Source organism: Dehalococcoides sp. UCH007, from assembly GCF_001010485.1.
Taxonomy (GTDB): domain Bacteria; phylum Chloroflexota; class Dehalococcoidia; order Dehalococcoidales; family Dehalococcoidaceae; genus Dehalococcoides; species Dehalococcoides mccartyi_A.
Map to the genome: position 1 here is coordinate 997,361 of NZ_AP014722.1, position 17,027 is coordinate 1,014,387.

Below are 17,027 nucleotides of genomic sequence, written 5' to 3' on the forward strand. Positions count from 1 at the left end.
TTACCTTGAATAACCGCTTATTCAAATTGCCCTCTGAGTTGGGAAGTGGTATATTCTAATGCTATGAAAAGTAGTATAGATATTTTGCCTGACGGCAGCATTACCACACCCAAAGGTTTTAAAGCCGGTACTATTTATGCCGGAATCAAGAAAAAATCCAAGAACAACTTGGATCTGGCCATTTTGTATTCAGACACACCCTGCACAGCCGCAGGCATATTTACCACCAACAAATTCCGAGCTGCCCCGGTGTATATTTCAGAACACAATCTGAGCTTTTCCGATAACCGGGCTATTGTAGTCAACAGCGGCTGTGCAAATGCAGGCACAGGCGATGCCGGTATGGCGGATGCTGTTGAAATGGTAAAGACCACAGCTGACACCTTGAATATGCAGCCCAAAGATGTGCTTATAGCTTCCACCGGAGTTATTGGACACCGCCTGCCTATAGATAAAATAAAGGAAAATGTCCGCCTGATAGGCCTTTCCCAGCGCAACGGGCATGATTTTGCACGGGCTATTATGACCACTGACACCCATACCAAAGAGATTGCGGTACGGGTAAATATAGAGGGTTTCCAGTTTTATATAGCCGGGGCTGCCAAGGGAGCAGGCATGATTCACCCCGATATGGCTACCATGCTGGGTTTTATAACTACAGATGCCGCCGTAAGCAAAGATTTTTTACAGTTTGCCCTTAAGGAAGCGGCTGATGTCAGCTTCAATATGATAACTGTTGACGGGGATACCTCTACCAATGACAGCCTTTTTATGCTGGCAAACGGGCAGGCCGAAAACCCCACTTTTGCCGGAGATACCGAGTATTCACTGGTATTCCAGCAAGCGCTTAGAATTGTCTGCCAATCTCTGGCCAAAAGCATTGCCAGAGACGGTGAAGGTGCCAAACGATTGATTGAAATACAGGTGGAGGGCGCAGCCAGCCTGGAAGATGCCAAACTGATTGCCCGCACGGTGGCCGGCTCACCACTGGTGAAAACTGCCGTTCATGGTGCGGACCCTAACTGGGGGCGAATACTGGCAGCTGCCGGACGGGCCGGGGCTGATTTTGATATAGACCGGGTAGACCTTTCTCTTGGAGAAAGCCCTGTACTCCAAAAAGGCCAGCGGACAGGTGTAGACGAAAAAGAACTCTCTTCGTGGCTGAAGCAGGTAGAGGTTATCATAAAGTTAAACCTGAACCTGGGCGAAGGCAAGGCTACAGCCTGGGGCTGTGACCTTTCAGCCGAATATGTAAAAATAAATGCGGATTATACTACTTAAACCGAGATGAAAATGCCCCAACCAAGTAACCAAATAGCAGTAATAAAGCTGGGGGGTTCAGTCCTGGACTCAAAGGATACCTCCCTAAAAGATATTGCCACCCTGAAACAGTTGGGACTGAAGCCGGTGCTTATCCACGGTGGTGCCAGCACGGTCAGTGCCTGGTCTGCCAAGCTGGGACTGGAAACACGCCTTGTAAACGGCGAACGAGTGACAGATGAGACTACTCTGGATGTAGTTGCCGCCATTCTGGCAGGACTAGTAAACAAGGAAATTGTAGCCGCCCTGCTTGATATGGGTATACAAGCCGCCGGCATATCAGGGGTAGACGCCGCTACCGTAACCGGTCAAATGCGGGCAACCGAAACCGGTTATCTGGGGGATGTGATAAAGATAAATACCGAACTTATCACCACCCTATTAGATGCAAATATTACTCCGGTAATATCGCCGGTCAGTTTTCACCAGACAAACCGCCCATCCGGCAGCCGCCGTATACTGAATATAAACGGTGACCCGGTAGCCGGAGAAATTGCAGCCGCACTTCAGGCTGAACGGCTTGTGTTTATGACAGATGTCCCGGCTGTAAAGGGCAAGAACGGCGAAGCCCTAGGCGAAATAAGTGCAGACCACGCCGCAGAACTGCTCTCTTCGGGTACAGCCTCAGGCGGTATGATACCTAAACTCCGTTCCTGCCTTAAGGCTACTCTGGCAGGTTGTTCTGCCTGTATAATAGACGGCAGAAAACCCCATATGCTGGTGCGGGAATTCACCGAGGGCAATTGCGGTACTACCGTGATCGGTCAGCATCTCAGGCGCAGTTAGACATAGTAACCTGTTAACCCAGCAGATTACCTCCCGAACAGAGGTGATAATACTATTAATAAAAGAGGTTAAAATGGATAACTGGCAAGAGCTTGAACATAAATATTACATGCAGACTTTTTACCGCGCACCCATCACTATTGTGAAAGGCCAAGGGGTTAAGGTCTGGGATGATGCAGGCAAGGAATATCTGGATTTTGTAGCCGGTTGGGCGGTAAACAGCCTGGGGCACTGCCACCCGGCAGTAGTCAAAGCTGTCTCAGAGCAGGCTGGCATCCTCATCCAGACTTCCAACAATTTCTATACTATTCCCCAGCTTAAACTGGCCCAACTGCTGGTTGATAACAGTGTGCTGGACCGTATTTTCTTTTGCAACAGCGGCACCGAAGCTACCGAAGGTGCAGTCAAACTTGCCCGCCGCTACGGCAAGATCAAACTCAAAGGGGCTTACGAAGTAATTACCGCCACCGGTTCTTTTCACGGGCGGACACTGGCCATGGTTTCGGCCTCCGGCCAGAGCAAGTACCAGGAGCCTTATACTCCTTTGCCAACCGGTTTTATAAACGTAGAGTACAATAACCCTCATGCTATAAAAGCGGCTATCACAGACAAAACCTGTGCCGTCATGCTTGAACCCATACAAGGTGAAAGCGGGGTAAACGTGCCGGATTCCGGTTATCTGAAGGCTGTCCGTCAGATATGTGACGAAACCGGCATACTTTTAATACTGGATGAAATCCAGACCGGTATCGGCCGTACCGGCAAACTATTTGCTTATGAGCATTCCGGTATTGAGCCGGATATAATTACCCTTGCCAAAGGGCTGGCTTCCGGGGTACCAATAGGTGCGTTTATGGCCAAGGAGAGTGCCTCGGTCTTTGCCAAAGGGGAGCATGGCTCTACTTTCGGGGGTAACCCACTGGCCTGTGCCGCCGGATATGCCACTATGAAATTTATTCTGGATAATCATATTTCCGAACATGCCGGTATTATGGGCAGTTACCTTGCCAAGGGGTTTGAGAAACTTAAAGCAAAGCACCGCCTGATACAGGGTTACCGCGGTTGTGGTCTGCTGATGGCACTGGGCTTCAATACCGATATTGCTAAAGAAATAGAGGAAAGTTGCATGGAAGAAGGGCTGCTGCTGAATGCGGTTAAGCCCAATGCCCTGCGTTTTATGCCTTCGCTGAATATTACCCAAGCAGATATAGATGAGGCACTATCTAAACTGGAGCGTGTTCTCACCCGCTATGAAAATTCCGGAGTCTAAAAGCTGATGGACTGGGGTATACTGAAGATTATTTTGGGTATTGTTGTCCTTCTGGCAGTAGGGGCTGGCATACTTTTGCTTGCGGACCCTCTGCCTGTTCCGGGGATATTCCGCAGCAGCTCCGGTGCAAAACTAAGCGAAGATGACCTGTCCGCAGTACCTGATAAAATAGATGCAGAAGCGGCCAAACTGGCAATCCAGTTTTTCCCGGATAATCCTGCCAAACAATCCGAATACCGGAAGAACTTGCTGGCTGCCTATTTGACATTGAAAAATACTGATTTGCTGCTTCTTTTTAACCCCGGCGGTTATGGTTATGCCAAACTATCCGCCTCCAAAGGTTGGGAAAGCATAACAGTGGGTATAAGAGAGCTCACCCGAAGCTGGGGACTAAATACACTGGTGCTTGATTATCAGCGTACTGCCCACAGTCTGACCGGAAAATTCAGCGAAGTACTGGCATCAAGCAGTCATTCTATCAGCAAAGCTAAAGAGCTTTCATCCAAACTGACTTTCCTGCTAGATTACCTGCCTGCCCTAAAAATAGTGCTGGGCAGTGAAAGCAACGGCAGTGTTTCAGCTAATAATACCCTGATGTTCCTGAAGGAAAACCCCAGAGTAGTCAGTATTGAAACCGGACCGCCCGTCTGGCACAAAGGGTTTGACCATGAAAGACATCTGCTGATGCGAAGCAACGGGCTGGTGCCGGATTCGTTCAGTTACGGGGATATAAAAACCATACTCTCCGCCAATTTTATGGCACTCTTCGGGCGCTCACCTAAAAGCCCCGGCAACGTGCTTTTGTATATAGGTGCTCCCGGACATGAATATTCGTGGGAACATGCAGAAGTAAAGAAACAGATAACAAATTTTTTAACAAATAAGTTAAAACCGTAAAAATAACTGGACTTCAGCCAAAGGTTAGTAGATAATAAATCAATTATTTAAGGAAGGTTCTTATGTCTGAAAAAGTTGTTCTGGCATACTCCGGCGGGTTGGATACCTCAGCCGCTGTGAAATGGCTTCAGGAAAAATACGGCATGGATGTTATTGCCGTTACTATAGATGTGGGTAATGAAAAAGATTTCACCCTGATAAAGGAAAAAGCCCTCAAAGTAGGCGCTAAAAAGGCCTACGTACGAGATGTGCGTAAAGAATTTGCCGAAGATTATATCTGGAAAGCTATCAAGGCCAACTCCATGTACGAGGGTGTCTATCCTCTGGCAACCGCTCTTGCCCGCCCCCTGATTGCCAAGGTTATGGTAGATATAGCCCTTGAGGAAGGGGCTACCGCCATTGCCCATGGCTGTACCGGCAAAGGCAATGACCAGGTACGTTTTGACGTGGGCATAAACACCCTTGCCCCCCATTTGAAGATTATTGCCCCCGCCCGCCAGTGGGGCATGACCCGTGAGCAGACTATGGAATACGCCCAGAAATGGGGTATTCCCGTACCTATTTCAGTCAAAAACCCTTTCTCCATAGATGAAAATCTGTGGGGGCGGAGTATAGAGTGCGGTCTGCTGGAAGACCCCTGGAACGAGCCTATTCCCGAAGTATTTGCCTGGACCCGCCCTGTAGAAGCAACCCCTGACTCACCGGAATACCTGGAAGTAGAGTTTGAACAGGGTGTGCCGGTAGCCGTAAACGGGGAAAAGCTGTCTCCTATGGCCCTTATACAGAAAGTGCATGATATTGCCGGCCTGCATGGGGTAGGCCGTATTGACCACGTGGAAAACCGTCTGGTAGGCATTAAATCCCGCGAGATTTATGAAGCCCCTGCGGCGGTGGTGCTGATTGCCGCCCACCAGGCTCTGGAAGCCATGACCCTTTCCAAGAGCCAGTTACGCTTTAAGCAGATGGTGGAAGCCACCTATTCGGATATTATTTATAACGGGCTGTGGTTCTCTGCCCTGCGGCAGGATTTGGACGCCTTTATAGACTCCAGCCAGCGCTTTGTCAGCGGCACAGTCCGCTTAAAGCTTTCCAAGGGCAGCTTCCGGGTAGTGGGACGCAAATCCCCCTATTCACTGTACCACAAGGGCATGGCCACCTATGATAAGGGAGACCAGTTTGACCCGTCTTCGGCAGTGGGTTTCATAACCCTGTGGGGACTTCAAGCCAAACTGCAGGCCCAGCTCCAGCCTATTCTGGAAGAAGAAAAGGGGAATAAATCCTAGATGAGCCATATCCGCAGCCGCTTTTCAAAACCGGCAGATGAACTGGTGGTCAGATATACCACCTCACTGCCGTTTGACTGGCGTTTATACCAGGAAGATATAAAATGCTCAACCGCCCATGCCCGCATGCTGGGTAAGCAGGGCATTATTTCCGCTGAGGACAGCCAGTCCATCATAAACGGGCTTTCTGATATCCTCACCGAGATTGAAACCGGCAGTTTTGTGTTTAAACCCGAAATGGAAGATATCCATATGGCCATAGAGGGGCGGCTTTTTGAACTTATCGGCGAGGCGACCGGCAGATTGCACACCGCCCGCAGCCGGAATGACCAGGTAGCTACCGATGTACACCTGTTTGTAAAAAACACCTGTACCAGTACTATCAATAAAATACGCACTCTTCAGGGGGCTTTGCTGAAACAGGCGGAAGCCCACCAGCAAACCGCTTTGCCCGGTTATACCCATTTGCAGGTAGCCCAGCCGGTGCTTCTTTCGCACCACCTGCTGGCTTATTTTGAAATGCTGGAGCGTGACTGCGGGCGTTTTACAGACGCAAAAAAACGCTCAGATGTGATGCCTCTGGGCAGCGGGGCTTTGGCTGGCGTACCTTATCCGCTTGACCGCGAGATGGTAGCAAAAGAACTGGGTTTTACCGCTATCAGCCAGAACTCGCTGGATGCCGTTTCAGAGCGGGACTTTGTACTGGAATACCTTTCAGACGCCGCCATCTGCCAGATGCACCTCTCCAGACTGAGTGAAGAAATGGTGATATGGTCTTCGGCGGAATATGCCTTTGTAGAGCTTGATGATGCCTATACCACCGGCTCAAGCATTATGCCCCAGAAGAAAAACCCTGACGTGGCTGAGCTTTGCCGCGGCAAGACCGGGCGGGTATACGGCTCTCTAAATACCATGCTGACTGTCATGAAGGGACTGCCACTGTCATACAACCGTGACCTTCAGGAAGATAAAGAACCTCTGTTTGACTGCGTGGATACCCTGGGTAACAGCCTTGAGGTATTTGCAGGCATGATAAAAACCGCCACGTTTAAACCTGAACGCATGCTCCGTGCTTTGGAAAAAGGGTATGTGCTGGCAACTGATATTGCTGATTATCTGGTGGGTAAAGGTGAAAGTTTCCGTAATTCACACGGCATTGTAGCCCGTCTGGTGAGCTACGCCATCTCCCAAAATAAAACCTTTGGTGAGCTGAGCCTTGAAGAATACCGCCAGTTTTCAAACCTGTTTGGAAACGATATTTATACAGTAGATATAAAGTCTGCTTTAAACGCCCGCAACCTGACCGGCGGAACTGCCCCAAAACAAATAGCCCAGGCAATTGCCCGGGCTAAGAAAATACTGGCTGAAGCTGGAATTAAAAACTAAATGTCCGTATTAAGCAGTTTTAGCAAGCTTGGCCTGAGAACGGATGCAACGGGTGCAGAGCTTCATGCGAACCTCAGTGCCGTTGACTGCAACTTTGGCAGAATGGATATTCGGCATCCAGACGCGGTTAGTGCGCCTCTTGGAATGGCTTACATTATGCCCAAATGTAGGGGTCTTACCACACATTTCACATTTCATAATTTTGAAAGATTTACTCCTTTGACTGAACCACTAAATTCATATAAAATCCGACAAGTAAATATATCATAGCACTTTGCCCTTTACAAGTTTGCCCACTTAGAATTGCTATAAGCAAAGGTGAAAAAATGACACAGAACGGAAACATCAGCGGTGCCCAATTTAGAGATATGGTGGCAGCTGCTACAAACTGGCTGGAGAAAAGCTCTCAGGATATAGACGCTTTAAACGTGTTCCCCGTTCCTGACGGGGATACCGGTACAAATATGTTACTCACCATGCGCTCAGCGGTAGAAGAAACTTATAAATACAATGACCCGAATGTCTCAACCGTAGCCCTGGCCATAGCCAAGGGCTCTTTAATGGGTGCCCGCGGCAACAGCGGTGTTATCCTCTCCCAAATATGGCGGGGTGTTTCCATTGCCCTGAAGGATAAAGCAGCTATATGCGCCTCTGACTGGGCGGCAGCCATGAAACAGGCCTCGGAGACCGCTTACCAGGGGCTGAATAACCCGGTGGAAGGCACTATCCTGACTGTACTAAGAGATGTTGCCACCACCAGCCAGCAAGAGGTTGATAAAGGCATAACCAGTGTAAGTGAGTTGGTTGAAAAAGGTATGAATGCGGCCGGTGAATCTGTAGCCAATACCCCCAGCCTGCTGCCTGCCCTGCGTGAAGCCGGAGTGGTAGATGCCGGCGGACAGGGTTTTTATACCATACTGGAGGGGGCTCTCCATTTCCTGCGGGGCGAAATTGAGGACATGCAGTTCCGCAAATCACGGGTTATTACCGGAAATATACCTACCGGAAATTTGTCCGGGCAATATGTGGTAGATGACGAAGAAGCCTTTGGCTACTGTACCGAGTTTTTGCTCAAAGGCGAAAATATGGATATTGACAAGATACGTGAGCGGCTGAAGAAAAAGGGCGTTTCGCTTATAGTAGTTGGTGACCCCACCACCGTAAGGGTGCATATACATACCCTAAAGCCGGGCAGTGTTATGAACTACGTGTGTGACCTGGGTACTATGCACAAGGTCAGCGTACGCAATATGGACGAACAGCACGAAGACTTTTTAGCCCTGCAAAAGGAACGCATGCCGGCAGTGGATACCGCTATTGTGGCCGTAGTTGCCGGTGACGGGCTGAAAGAGGTTTTTAAAAGTCTGGGCGCCCAGAGTATTATCTCCGGCGGACAGACCATGAACCCGTCTACCAAAGATATTTTACAGGCAGTGGAAGCCGCCCCTTCTGACAAGGTAATAATACTGCCGAACAATAAAAACATTATCCTGACAGCTATTCAGGTAGAAAACCTGACCAAGAAAAAAATAAAGGTTATACCCAGCATCACCATACCCCAGGGCGTGGCCGCCCTGCTGGCTTTCGACTATGAGGCAGACTTTGAAACAAACTTCAACCTGATGAAGGAAGCCAAAGAAAACGTTAAGACCATTGAGATAACCAGGGCAGTCCGCTCTACCAAGCTGAATGACCTTAATATAAAGAAAAAACAGGCTATCGGCCTGCTGGATGACGAACTTTGTGCGGTGGGTGATGAACCCAAGGCTGTACTTGATGAAATAATATCCAAACTGGACCTTTCCAAGTCAGAGGTTATCACCGTATATTACGGAGCGGACACAACCGAAGACGAAGCCAAAATACTGGAGACTGAGCTTATAGAAAAGTATCCATCGCTTCAGGTTGAGATGGTGAATGGGGGACAGCCCCATTATAACTACACCGTTTCTATTGAATAGAAGGAAAATATGACAGTCAAAATAGTAACCGACAGCACTTCGGATATCAGCCAGAAGCTGGCCGCTGAACTGGGCATAACCGTAGTTCCGCTGACAGTTTCGTTTGACAATGAACACTTTAAAGACGGCCTAAGCATAACACCTGACCAGTTTTTCAGCCGCCTTACTTCTCAAAATATATTCCCCACTACCACCCAGCCTTCACCGGGAATATTTCTGGAAACATTTGAAAAGCTGTGCGAAGAAACAGACGAGATACTGGTTATCACCCTTTCCTCAAAACTTTCCGGTACTTATTCATCTGCTAAAAATGCCGCCGAGATGATACACGGCCGCTGCCAGGTGGAAGTAATAGATTCCGAAAAGGTCATAATGGGAACCGGGCTGCTGACTATTTATGCCGCCGAACTGGCCAAAACCGGTCTCAATCTTAAGGAACTCAGCCAGACTATCCGCCAAAAAATGGCAGACTGCCACCCCATCATGTACTTTGACACCCTGACTTACCTCCACAAGGGAGGGCGAATGGGTAAAGCTCAAAGTCTGGTGGGGTCGCTGCTTTCTATAAAACCCATTTTGAAAATGGAAGACGGCATTATCTGCCCCCTTTCCAAAGTGCGTTCCCGCAGAGCCGGCATGGATTACCTGTATAAATTTATCACCGCTTTCCCTAAGATAAAATACCTGGCGGTAGAACACGCCACCAGCCCGGAAGATGCGGATGAACTGGTATCTAAACTGGGAGAAATACTGCCCAAAGTGAAAATATACCGGTCGCAAATTGGACCGGTGGTAGGCGCCTATACCGGGGCGAATGCGGTAGCCGTTACCGTTCTGGAAGATAAATAATTTTAAGGAGCTGGATATGGCGGTAAAAATAATAACCGACAGCACTTCGGATATTCCGCCCGAAATGGCTAACGATATGGGGATTACGGTAATCCCCCTGACTGTCTCTTTTGGCAGCGAACACTTCCTGGATAATGTAAATTTGAAACCTGACGAATTTTACCGCCGCCTTTCCTTAAGCGGCATTTACCCCCATACCACCCAGCCCTCACCGCTTGTCTTTAAAGAAAACTATGAAAAACTTATGCCGCAGGCCGAAGGCATACTGGTTATTACCATATCATCCAAGCTGTCCGGCACCTACCAGTCCGCCCTGAGTGCAGTAAGTATGCTGGAAAACCCCGGCTGCCCTATAGAAATAATAGACTCTCAAACAGTCAGTCTGGCACTGGGTCTGCTGGCTATAAAAGCAAATGATTTGGCAAAATGCGGGAAAAATCTTGCAGAGATAAAAGAGACCATTACCCAAAGCCTGCCTGATGCCCAGCCGGTTATGTTTTTTGATACCCTGACCTACCTGCAAAAAGGCGGGAGAATAGGCCGTGCCCAAAGCATGCTGGGTTCACTTCTTTCGGTAAAGCCGCTGCTTACGGTACGTGACGGTATAGTAACTCCCTTAACCAGAGTACGCTCACTGCAAGCCGGCATGGACCAGCTTTACAACTTTGCCGCCCAGCACAGCACTCTTGAGTATGTGGGTATTGGTTATGCCACATCTACCGCTGATGCCCTAAAACTAAAGGAACGCCTTGCTCCCCTGTTCCCGCCTGAAAAAATATACATAACCCAGGTAGGGCCGGTAGTGGGCACATATACAGGGCCGAATACCCTGTGTATAAACGTAATCGGAAAAAGTTGATAACAGGTTTTTGGAGGCTCTAATTTGAATGTCCAGATTGTAATTGACAGCACATCTGATATTTCACCCCAAATGGCCAAAGAGATGGGGAATGTCCATATAATGCCGCTCACCGTATCTTTCGGAAACGAACACTTTCAGGACGGCATAGATATAACTCCTGATGAATTTTACACCCGCCTGCCCCAAGACGAAAATATCCCCACCACTACCCAACCTCTTCCCGGATATGTAATAGATTTGGTGACCCGTCTTTCGGAACAAACCGACCAGATACTTATCCTTACTCTTTCCCAGAAACTCAGCGGTACTTACCAGTCGGCAATGTATACCAAAAAAACTCTGGAAAGCCCCGCCTGCCGTATAGAGGTATTTGATACAAACCTGACCACACTGGGACACGGACTCAGGGCTTTTCGGGCATCGGACATGGCCAAAGAAGGGGCAAATCTGGACCAGATACTGGAAGAACTCCGAAAGCCCCATAACTATCTGGCGGGAGTCATGTACTTTGATACTCTGAAGTATCTGGCCAGAGGCGGGCGGATTGGCAAAGCCCAGAGCCTGCTGGGGGCTATGCTTTCATTCAAGCCCATTATTACCGTTCAGGACGGAGAGGTCAGCCCGGTAACCAGAGTGCGTTCCCATCAGGCGGGTATGGATTACCTTTACAACTATGCCGCCAGCCGTAAAAATATCCGCTATCTGGGGGTTGAACACGCCAACACACCCGAAGTAGCCGAAAGTCTGATAGATCGTTTGGGTAATATTTTCCCCAAAGAAAAGATAATCCGTTCACGGATAGGTCCGGTTATCGGGACATCTATCGGCCCTAATGCTGTCTGCGTGGTAGCCTGGGCAGATGCCTAGTAAAAAACATAGTCAGAGGTACGGGTAATTGAGTGTAAAAATAGTTACCGACAGCACAGTGGATTTACTTCCGGAAACTATAAAAGAACTGGGCATTACGGTAGTACCGGTATATGTAATGTCGGGCAGTAAAACCTATCGGGACGGGCTGGATATAACCCAAACCGAAATCTACAACCGAATGCTGGCAGGTGAGCAATTCACCACCTCCCAGCCCACCCCGGCTGATTTTGCCAATGCATATAAAACGCTTTCAAAGGAAACTGACCAGATAGTCTCCCTGATTATGAGTTCTAAACTATCCGGCACCTATAATTCGGCTGTACAGGGAAGAGAACTCTCAAAAAGCAGCAGCAATATAGAACTGATAGATACCAAGGCTACATCCGGTGCATTGGGCTTGCTGGCTACCCAGGCAGCCGAAATGGCAAAAATGGGTGAAAGTGCCGGGAATATAATAAACAGCATCAAGAGCTATATCCCCCAGGTACATATCTGGGCTTTGCTGGATACCATAAAATATGTGCTGAAGAGCGGGCGTCTCAGCAGTGCATCCAACCTTATCAGCGGGGTTTTGAGTATCCGCCCCATGCTTACCCTTAGAGACGGCTCTCTCTGGCCGGCCAGTATCCACCGCACCCGCAATAAAGGTATTGAAAAACTGACCGAACTGGTAAAAAATAACCGCAATCTGGAAGCGGTTCAGATAGTTCAAAGTGTAGATCTGGTGGAAGCTCAAAGCATGAAGGAAAAACTGGCTGATTTTATTGACCAGAGTAAAATCCATATCTCACAGCTTGGGCCTGCTTTGGGTGTCCACGGCGGCCCCGGCACTTTGGTAGTGGCTATCAGGGAAAAGCTGAGCGGTATAGGCACAGCGTCTCCAGACGAAACGGAAGACAAGAAATCATTTAAGCTGCCCTCTATCCATTTGCCCAAGCTGGGCTTTTCCAGCCTGCATTAGTTTTTAAAAACATATTAGGCTTTAAGCCCTCCCCTTAAAAGGAGGGCTTTTTTATGCAGGGATAGTGTGGACAAGTGAGATTATATGGTCTATCATTTTTAAAAACCAAAGGCGGAGTATAAATTTGGGAGCAGATACCGGCGCCTTTAAAAAAATACTTCAGCTGGAAGTACAAAAAGGTTTTGCTGATAACGCCGTTATGGGCGGGCTGGACCACTTTCTGTCCCGCTGGGCAAAGGAAGCCGCAACGGGTATAAATAACCCTGATGACCTGCTTGAATTTCACAAACTGAAACTCTCTGACCCGGGTTATGCCCGAATGACAGAAGATAAACGCCGTAAGTGGGTAACCGAGGTGCTGGCATTTCTGCCCAAGCTGGAAAACCAGCCTGCCGGCATACCTGCACCCCGCAAAACAAATAAAGCCAAGTCCGCCGCTAAAACTGCCAGACCGAAAACAGACGGCTGCCCACCAGCCCTTGACGGGGATATTTCTTTAGTAAAAGGCATAAGTGCCGCTACCGCCCCCAAATTTCACAAAATGGGCATCAATACAGTACGCGATCTGCTTTATTATTTCCCAAACCGCCATCTGGATTACAGCCGCCTGAAAAAAATATCCCAGCTGGAAGCAGGGTCTGAACAGACCATAATTGCCAATGTCTGGCAGTCCAAGGTGAATTACATGGGAGGACGCCGCTCAACCGAGGCGGTACTGGGGGACGATACCGGCAATATGCGGGCAGTCTGGTTTAACAACCCCTATATGGTGCGTAATCTGAAACCAAATGCCAGAGTGGTGCTTTCGGGGCGGGTTTCCATATTTAATGGCAGACCCGTATTTGAATCCCCCGAATGGGAGGAACTGCCTGACGAAGCTGACCTTATCCATACCGGGCGGTTAGTGCCGGTTTACTCCCTGACCGCCGGTCTTCACCAGCGAAGCCTGCGCCGCCTGATGAAAAACTTTATAGATATTTCCACCCCCGGTATTTCAGATTTCCTGCCGGAGGATACCCTTAAAAGAAACCGCCTGCTGCCGCTTGCCGAAGCTATCCGGCAGGCACATTTTCCTGATACGGAAGAATTGAAAGACGCCGCCCGCAATAGGCTGGCATTTGATGAACTGTTTATCCTCCAGCTGGGAGTGCTGGCCAAGAAAAAACGCTGGCAAGAACAAACAGGACGGGCTTTAAAGGTAAACCTGCCCGCTATAGACCATTTTATTTCACAGTTGCCGTTTAAACTGACTGATGCCCAGACCAAATGTCTGGCTGATATAAAAGCCGATATTTCTAAGAGTGTACCTATGTCCCGCCTGCTTCAAGGGGAAGTGGGTTCGGGAAAGACCATAGTCGCCGTTATTTCCCTGTTTACTGCCGCTGCCAACGGGCTTCAGGGAGCATTTATGGCACCTACCGAGATACTGGCTGAACAGCATTTTAAAAGTGTCACCCGCCTGTTTGCCTCTATTGCCAAAGTGAGCACCCTTCTGGACGGGGTGTATAGCTTTGAAGGGTTGCTAGACCGCCCGCTCAGGGTAGCTCTGATGATAAGCGATATGAAATCCAGCCAGAAAGATATCCTGAAGGAAAAGATTAAAAAAGGCGAGATTGATATAGCCATTGGCACCCATGCCCTTATCCAGAAGGAAATCCGCTTCAAGTCCCTGGGGCTGGCTGTTATAGACGAGCAGCACCGCTTCGGGGTGGAACAACGCTCTGCCCTTAGGAGTAAGGGAATAAACCCCCACATACTTATCATGACCGCCACCCCCATACCCCGCACCTTGGCTTTAACCCTGTACGGAGAGCTTGACCTTTCAGTCATAGACGAACTGCCGCCCGGACGCCAGAGCATAAAAACCCGCTGGCTGAAACCCGAACAGCGTAACAGCGCTTATAATTTTATACGCAAACAGATTGAGGCAGGACGGCAGGCATTTATAATCTGCCCTTTGGTAGAAGAATCTGAGGCTATACAGGCCAAAGCCGCCACCGCCGAATATGAAACCCTGTCTTCAGAGGTGTTTCCGGAATCCAAAGTAGCTTTGCTGCACGGGCGGATGAATGCCTCTGAAAAAGAAAGTATCATGAAGCACTTTAACGAAGGTAAAATGGACATACTGGTTTCCACCCCGGTTGTGGAGGTGGGTATAGACATACCCAACGCCACCGTAATGCTGGTGGAAAGCGCTGACCGTTTCGGCCTTTCACAGCTGCACCAGTTCCGGGGGCGGGTGGGCAGAGGAACAGAGCAGAGCTACTGCATGTTTCTGGCCGAAAATCCGTCTCTGCTGGGGCAGGAACGCCTGTCTATCATAGAAAGCACTCAGGACGGTTTTAAGCTGGCTGAGGAAGACCTGCGGCTGCGGGGGCCGGGTGAATTTTTCGGCACCCGCCAGAGCGGCCTGCCTGACCTGCGCATGGCCAGTATATCCGACGTGGGTTTGCTGGAACAGGCACGCAGGGAAGCTACCCGTTTGTTTGAGTCTGACCCTGAACTAAACCTGCCTGAAAACAAGGCTTTGGAAGAGGAAATAAGGCGGGTATGGCCCAAAAAGAGCGAGTGGAGCTAGAGCTTAATTACCCGGCATATTAAGCCTTAGGTAATTTATTTCCTTTTACCTGGGCGCTCTATAAACGGACTTACCCCGTCTCCTGACCTATCCGGACGAAATCCGCCGCTGGTTTTAACAGGCCTTGCAATATTGCCTTGCTTCTGAGTCGGAATGCCTTTCATCTTCATCTCCTGTGGTATTTTCATTTGTACTATTATTAATTTTAACACCCCTTACAAATCCGTATCATTATACCCCCCTCCAGACATTATCATCTTCCCATTATGTGATATAATCTATTTTCCAGTTTAAACCGCAATAATAAATACTCGGAGTTTAGTCTTGAACAGTATCTTAGCTATCAAAAATATTATTATAGAGTCTCTCAGCCAGGCTCTGGAAAAAGCCCGTCAGGAAGGGCAGATTCCGGCGCTCAGCGTGGATATAAGTATAGAGCATCCCCAAAAAACCAATTATGGCGACTATGCCACCAGCCTGCCTTTGCGGCTGGCCAAGGCTACCGGCAAACGCCCCATGGAGCTGGCTGAAATACTGGCCGGCTATATTGAACCCGGTGAAGGCATTGCCAAAATAAGCGTAGCCCATCCCGGCTTTATAAATTTCACTTTCTCCAAAGAGTGGCTGTGCAATCTGGTGAAAACCATCCTCGACGAAGCCGAAAGCTACGGCAATATAAATATGGGCGGCGGCAGCCGCGTTCAAATAGAGTTTGTCAGCGCCAACCCCACCGGGCCTATACATATAGGTCACGGGCGGGGGGCAGTGCTGGGCAGCACCCTTTCAAACGTGCTTAAAGCCGCCGGTTATTATGTTGAGGAAGAGTTTTATATCAATGATGCCGGCAGCCAGATAGACGCTTTCAAACGCACCCTGTTTGCCCGCTACCAGCAGGCTCTGGGTAAAGATGCGGCTGTGCCTCAGGACGGTTATCACGGACAGTACATGGTAGAGCTGGCGGCCGAAATGGTAGCCAAATACGGGGATAAATACCTGCAAATGCCTCTTGAAATAGCCCAGAATGACCTGGGGGAGATAGGCATGGCACGTATGCTCTGCCTTATCAGTAATGACCTGAAGTCCCTCAAAGTGGATTTTGACGTCTGGTTTTCAGAGAGGTCTTTATATAGCGGCGGGCAGTATAAAACCGCCATGGATATACTTTCGGCCAACAACTATATTGCCGAAAGGGACAATGCCACCTGGTTCAGCTCCACCCTGCTGGGAGACAGCAAGGACAACGTAATAGTCCGCAGTGACGGCACACCTACTTATTTTGCGTCTGATATTGCTTACCACTACAACAAGTTCATTGAACGCAAATTTGACCGGGTTATAAATATCTGGGGGGCAGACCATCAGGGGCATGTATCCCGCATGAAAGCCATGCTAAGCGCTCTGGGTATCAACCCCGAACGTCTTACTACCCTGCTTTTCCAGATGATTACCCTGAAACGGGGCGGTGAGCTGGTACGCCTTTCCAAACGCACCGGTGAAATGATAAGCCTGAGTGAGGTTATTGAGGAAGTGGGGGCAGACGCCTGCCGTTTCTTCTTCCTGTCCCGCTCCACCGAAAGCCAGATGGATTTTGATTTGGAGCTGGCTAAAAAGGAATCAGCCGAAAACCCGGTTTATTATGTCCAGTATGCCCATGCCCGTATTTGCAGTATTTTGTCTCTGGCAAAAGAAAAAGAGATTTCTTACAGCGGCGGGGATACCGCCCTGCTTGGAGAAGAAGCAGAGCTTGAGCTTATCCGCAAGATGGCCGAACTGCCTGAGATTGTGGAGACTGTGGCCCGCACCCTTGAACCCCACCACCTGACCTATTACGCCCAGGAACTGGCTAATGCTTTCCACCAGTTTTACAAAGACTGCCGGGTGATTTCAGATAATACTGAACTAAGCTCAGCCCGCCTGAAACTGGTAGACGCCAGCCGTATTGTGCTGGCCAGAACCTTGCACCTTATGGGTATGACCTCACCCCAAAGCATGTAACGAGCTAAT

General features: G+C 49.1%; 14 protein-coding genes. 13 read left to right on the top strand and 1 reads right to left on the bottom strand.

Translation table 11 applies throughout. From position 1 onward, the window contains the following. The first annotated feature begins 63 nt into the window (after positions 1-63). From argJ to argH, 6 genes are all read left to right on the top strand, one after another. Entirely contained in the window at positions 64-1,281 is a 1,218-nt protein-coding gene (gene argJ, locus UCH007_RS05255; protein ID WP_046961250.1) for a bifunctional glutamate N-acetyltransferase/amino-acid acetyltransferase ArgJ, read from the top strand. 6 nt (positions 1,282-1,287) lie between these two features. Further along, positions 1,288-2,106: an acetylglutamate kinase gene (gene argB, locus UCH007_RS05260; RefSeq protein ID WP_041331201.1), complete on the top strand. Its 819-nt coding sequence runs from the start codon at positions 1,288-1,290 to the stop codon at positions 2,104-2,106. A 73-nt stretch (positions 2,107-2,179) separates the two neighbouring features. Next, positions 2,180-3,376, top strand: a complete 1,197-nt coding sequence (locus UCH007_RS05265) for an acetylornithine transaminase (RefSeq protein WP_046961251.1) — start codon at positions 2,180-2,182, stop codon at positions 3,374-3,376. A gap of 6 nt (positions 3,377-3,382) precedes the next feature. Beyond that, positions 3,383-4,273: a hypothetical protein gene (locus tag UCH007_RS05270; protein WP_046961252.1), complete on the top strand. Its 891-nt coding sequence runs from the start codon at positions 3,383-3,385 to the stop codon at positions 4,271-4,273. A gap of 62 nt (positions 4,274-4,335) precedes the next feature. Next, positions 4,336-5,556, top strand: a complete 1,221-nt coding sequence (locus UCH007_RS05275; protein ID WP_046961253.1) for an argininosuccinate synthase — start codon at positions 4,336-4,338, stop codon at positions 5,554-5,556. Further along, the gene (gene argH / locus UCH007_RS05280) at positions 5,557-6,942 is read left to right on the top strand and encodes an argininosuccinate lyase (RefSeq protein ID WP_046961254.1); all 1,386 of its coding nucleotides are present in this window, start codon (positions 5,557-5,559) and stop codon (positions 6,940-6,942) included. A 9-nt stretch (positions 6,943-6,951) separates the two neighbouring features. Here argH and rpmB read toward each other — a convergent pair whose 3' ends face one another. Continuing rightward, complete coding sequence (gene rpmB / locus UCH007_RS05285; RefSeq protein ID WP_012882311.1) at positions 6,952-7,140, bottom strand: 50S ribosomal protein L28; 189 nt, start codon at positions 7,138-7,140, stop codon at positions 6,952-6,954. A 128-nt stretch (positions 7,141-7,268) separates the two neighbouring features. Here rpmB and UCH007_RS05290 point away from each other — a divergent pair, with 128 nt between their 5' ends. The 7 genes from UCH007_RS05290 (at position 7,269) to argS (ending at position 17,018) form a co-directional block, all read left to right on the top strand. Further along, positions 7,269-8,903 carry a DAK2 domain-containing protein gene (locus UCH007_RS05290; protein WP_046961255.1) on the top strand — a complete coding sequence of 545 codons (1,635 nt, stop codon included), beginning with the start codon at positions 7,269-7,271 and terminating at the stop codon, positions 8,901-8,903. Positions 8,904-8,912: 9 nt separating this feature from the next. Then, positions 8,913-9,752: a DegV family protein gene (locus UCH007_RS05295; RefSeq protein ID WP_046961256.1), complete on the top strand. Its 840-nt coding sequence runs from the start codon at positions 8,913-8,915 to the stop codon at positions 9,750-9,752. 16 nt (positions 9,753-9,768) lie between these two features. After that, on the top strand, positions 9,769-10,611 hold the full coding sequence (locus tag UCH007_RS05300) for a DegV family protein (protein WP_046961257.1): 843 nt from the start codon (positions 9,769-9,771) through the stop codon (positions 10,609-10,611). Positions 10,612-10,635: 24 nt separating this feature from the next. Next, on the top strand, positions 10,636-11,481 hold the full coding sequence (locus UCH007_RS05305; protein WP_012882315.1) for a DegV family protein: 846 nt from the start codon (positions 10,636-10,638) through the stop codon (positions 11,479-11,481). A 28-nt stretch (positions 11,482-11,509) separates the two neighbouring features. After that, the gene (locus tag UCH007_RS05310) at positions 11,510-12,445 is read left to right on the top strand and encodes a DegV family protein (protein WP_046961258.1); all 936 of its coding nucleotides are present in this window, start codon (positions 11,510-11,512) and stop codon (positions 12,443-12,445) included. Between the two features lie 124 nt (positions 12,446-12,569). Further along, positions 12,570-15,023, top strand: coding sequence for an ATP-dependent DNA helicase RecG (gene recG, locus UCH007_RS05315; protein WP_046961562.1), 2,454 nt, complete (start codon positions 12,570-12,572; stop codon positions 15,021-15,023). Between the two features lie 324 nt (positions 15,024-15,347). Further along, positions 15,348-17,018 carry an arginine--tRNA ligase gene (argS, locus tag UCH007_RS05320; protein ID WP_046961259.1) on the top strand — a complete coding sequence of 557 codons (1,671 nt, stop codon included), beginning with the start codon at positions 15,348-15,350 and terminating at the stop codon, positions 17,016-17,018. The last annotated feature ends 9 nt before the right edge of the window (positions 17,019-17,027 follow it).

Coding starts and splice junctions, on each gene's coding strand:
- UCH007_RS05265 (WP_046961251.1), top strand. CDS start 2,180: ATGGATAACTGGCAAGAGCTTGAACATAAATATTACATGCAGACTTTT.
- argB (WP_041331201.1), top strand. CDS start 1,288: ATGAAAATGCCCCAACCAAGTAACCAAATAGCAGTAATAAAGCTGGGG.
- rpmB (WP_012882311.1), bottom strand. CDS start 7,140: ATGAAATGTGAAATGTGTGGTAAGACCCCTACATTTGGGCATAATGTA.
- argH (WP_046961254.1), top strand. CDS start 5,557: ATGAGCCATATCCGCAGCCGCTTTTCAAAACCGGCAGATGAACTGGTG.
- UCH007_RS05275 (WP_046961253.1), top strand. CDS start 4,336: ATGTCTGAAAAAGTTGTTCTGGCATACTCCGGCGGGTTGGATACCTCA.
- UCH007_RS05295 (WP_046961256.1), top strand. CDS start 8,913: ATGACAGTCAAAATAGTAACCGACAGCACTTCGGATATCAGCCAGAAG.
- UCH007_RS05300 (WP_046961257.1), top strand. CDS start 9,769: ATGGCGGTAAAAATAATAACCGACAGCACTTCGGATATTCCGCCCGAA.
- UCH007_RS05290 (WP_046961255.1), top strand. CDS start 7,269: ATGACACAGAACGGAAACATCAGCGGTGCCCAATTTAGAGATATGGTG.
- argJ (WP_046961250.1), top strand. CDS start 64: ATGAAAAGTAGTATAGATATTTTGCCTGACGGCAGCATTACCACACCC.
- UCH007_RS05270 (WP_046961252.1), top strand. CDS start 3,383: ATGGACTGGGGTATACTGAAGATTATTTTGGGTATTGTTGTCCTTCTG.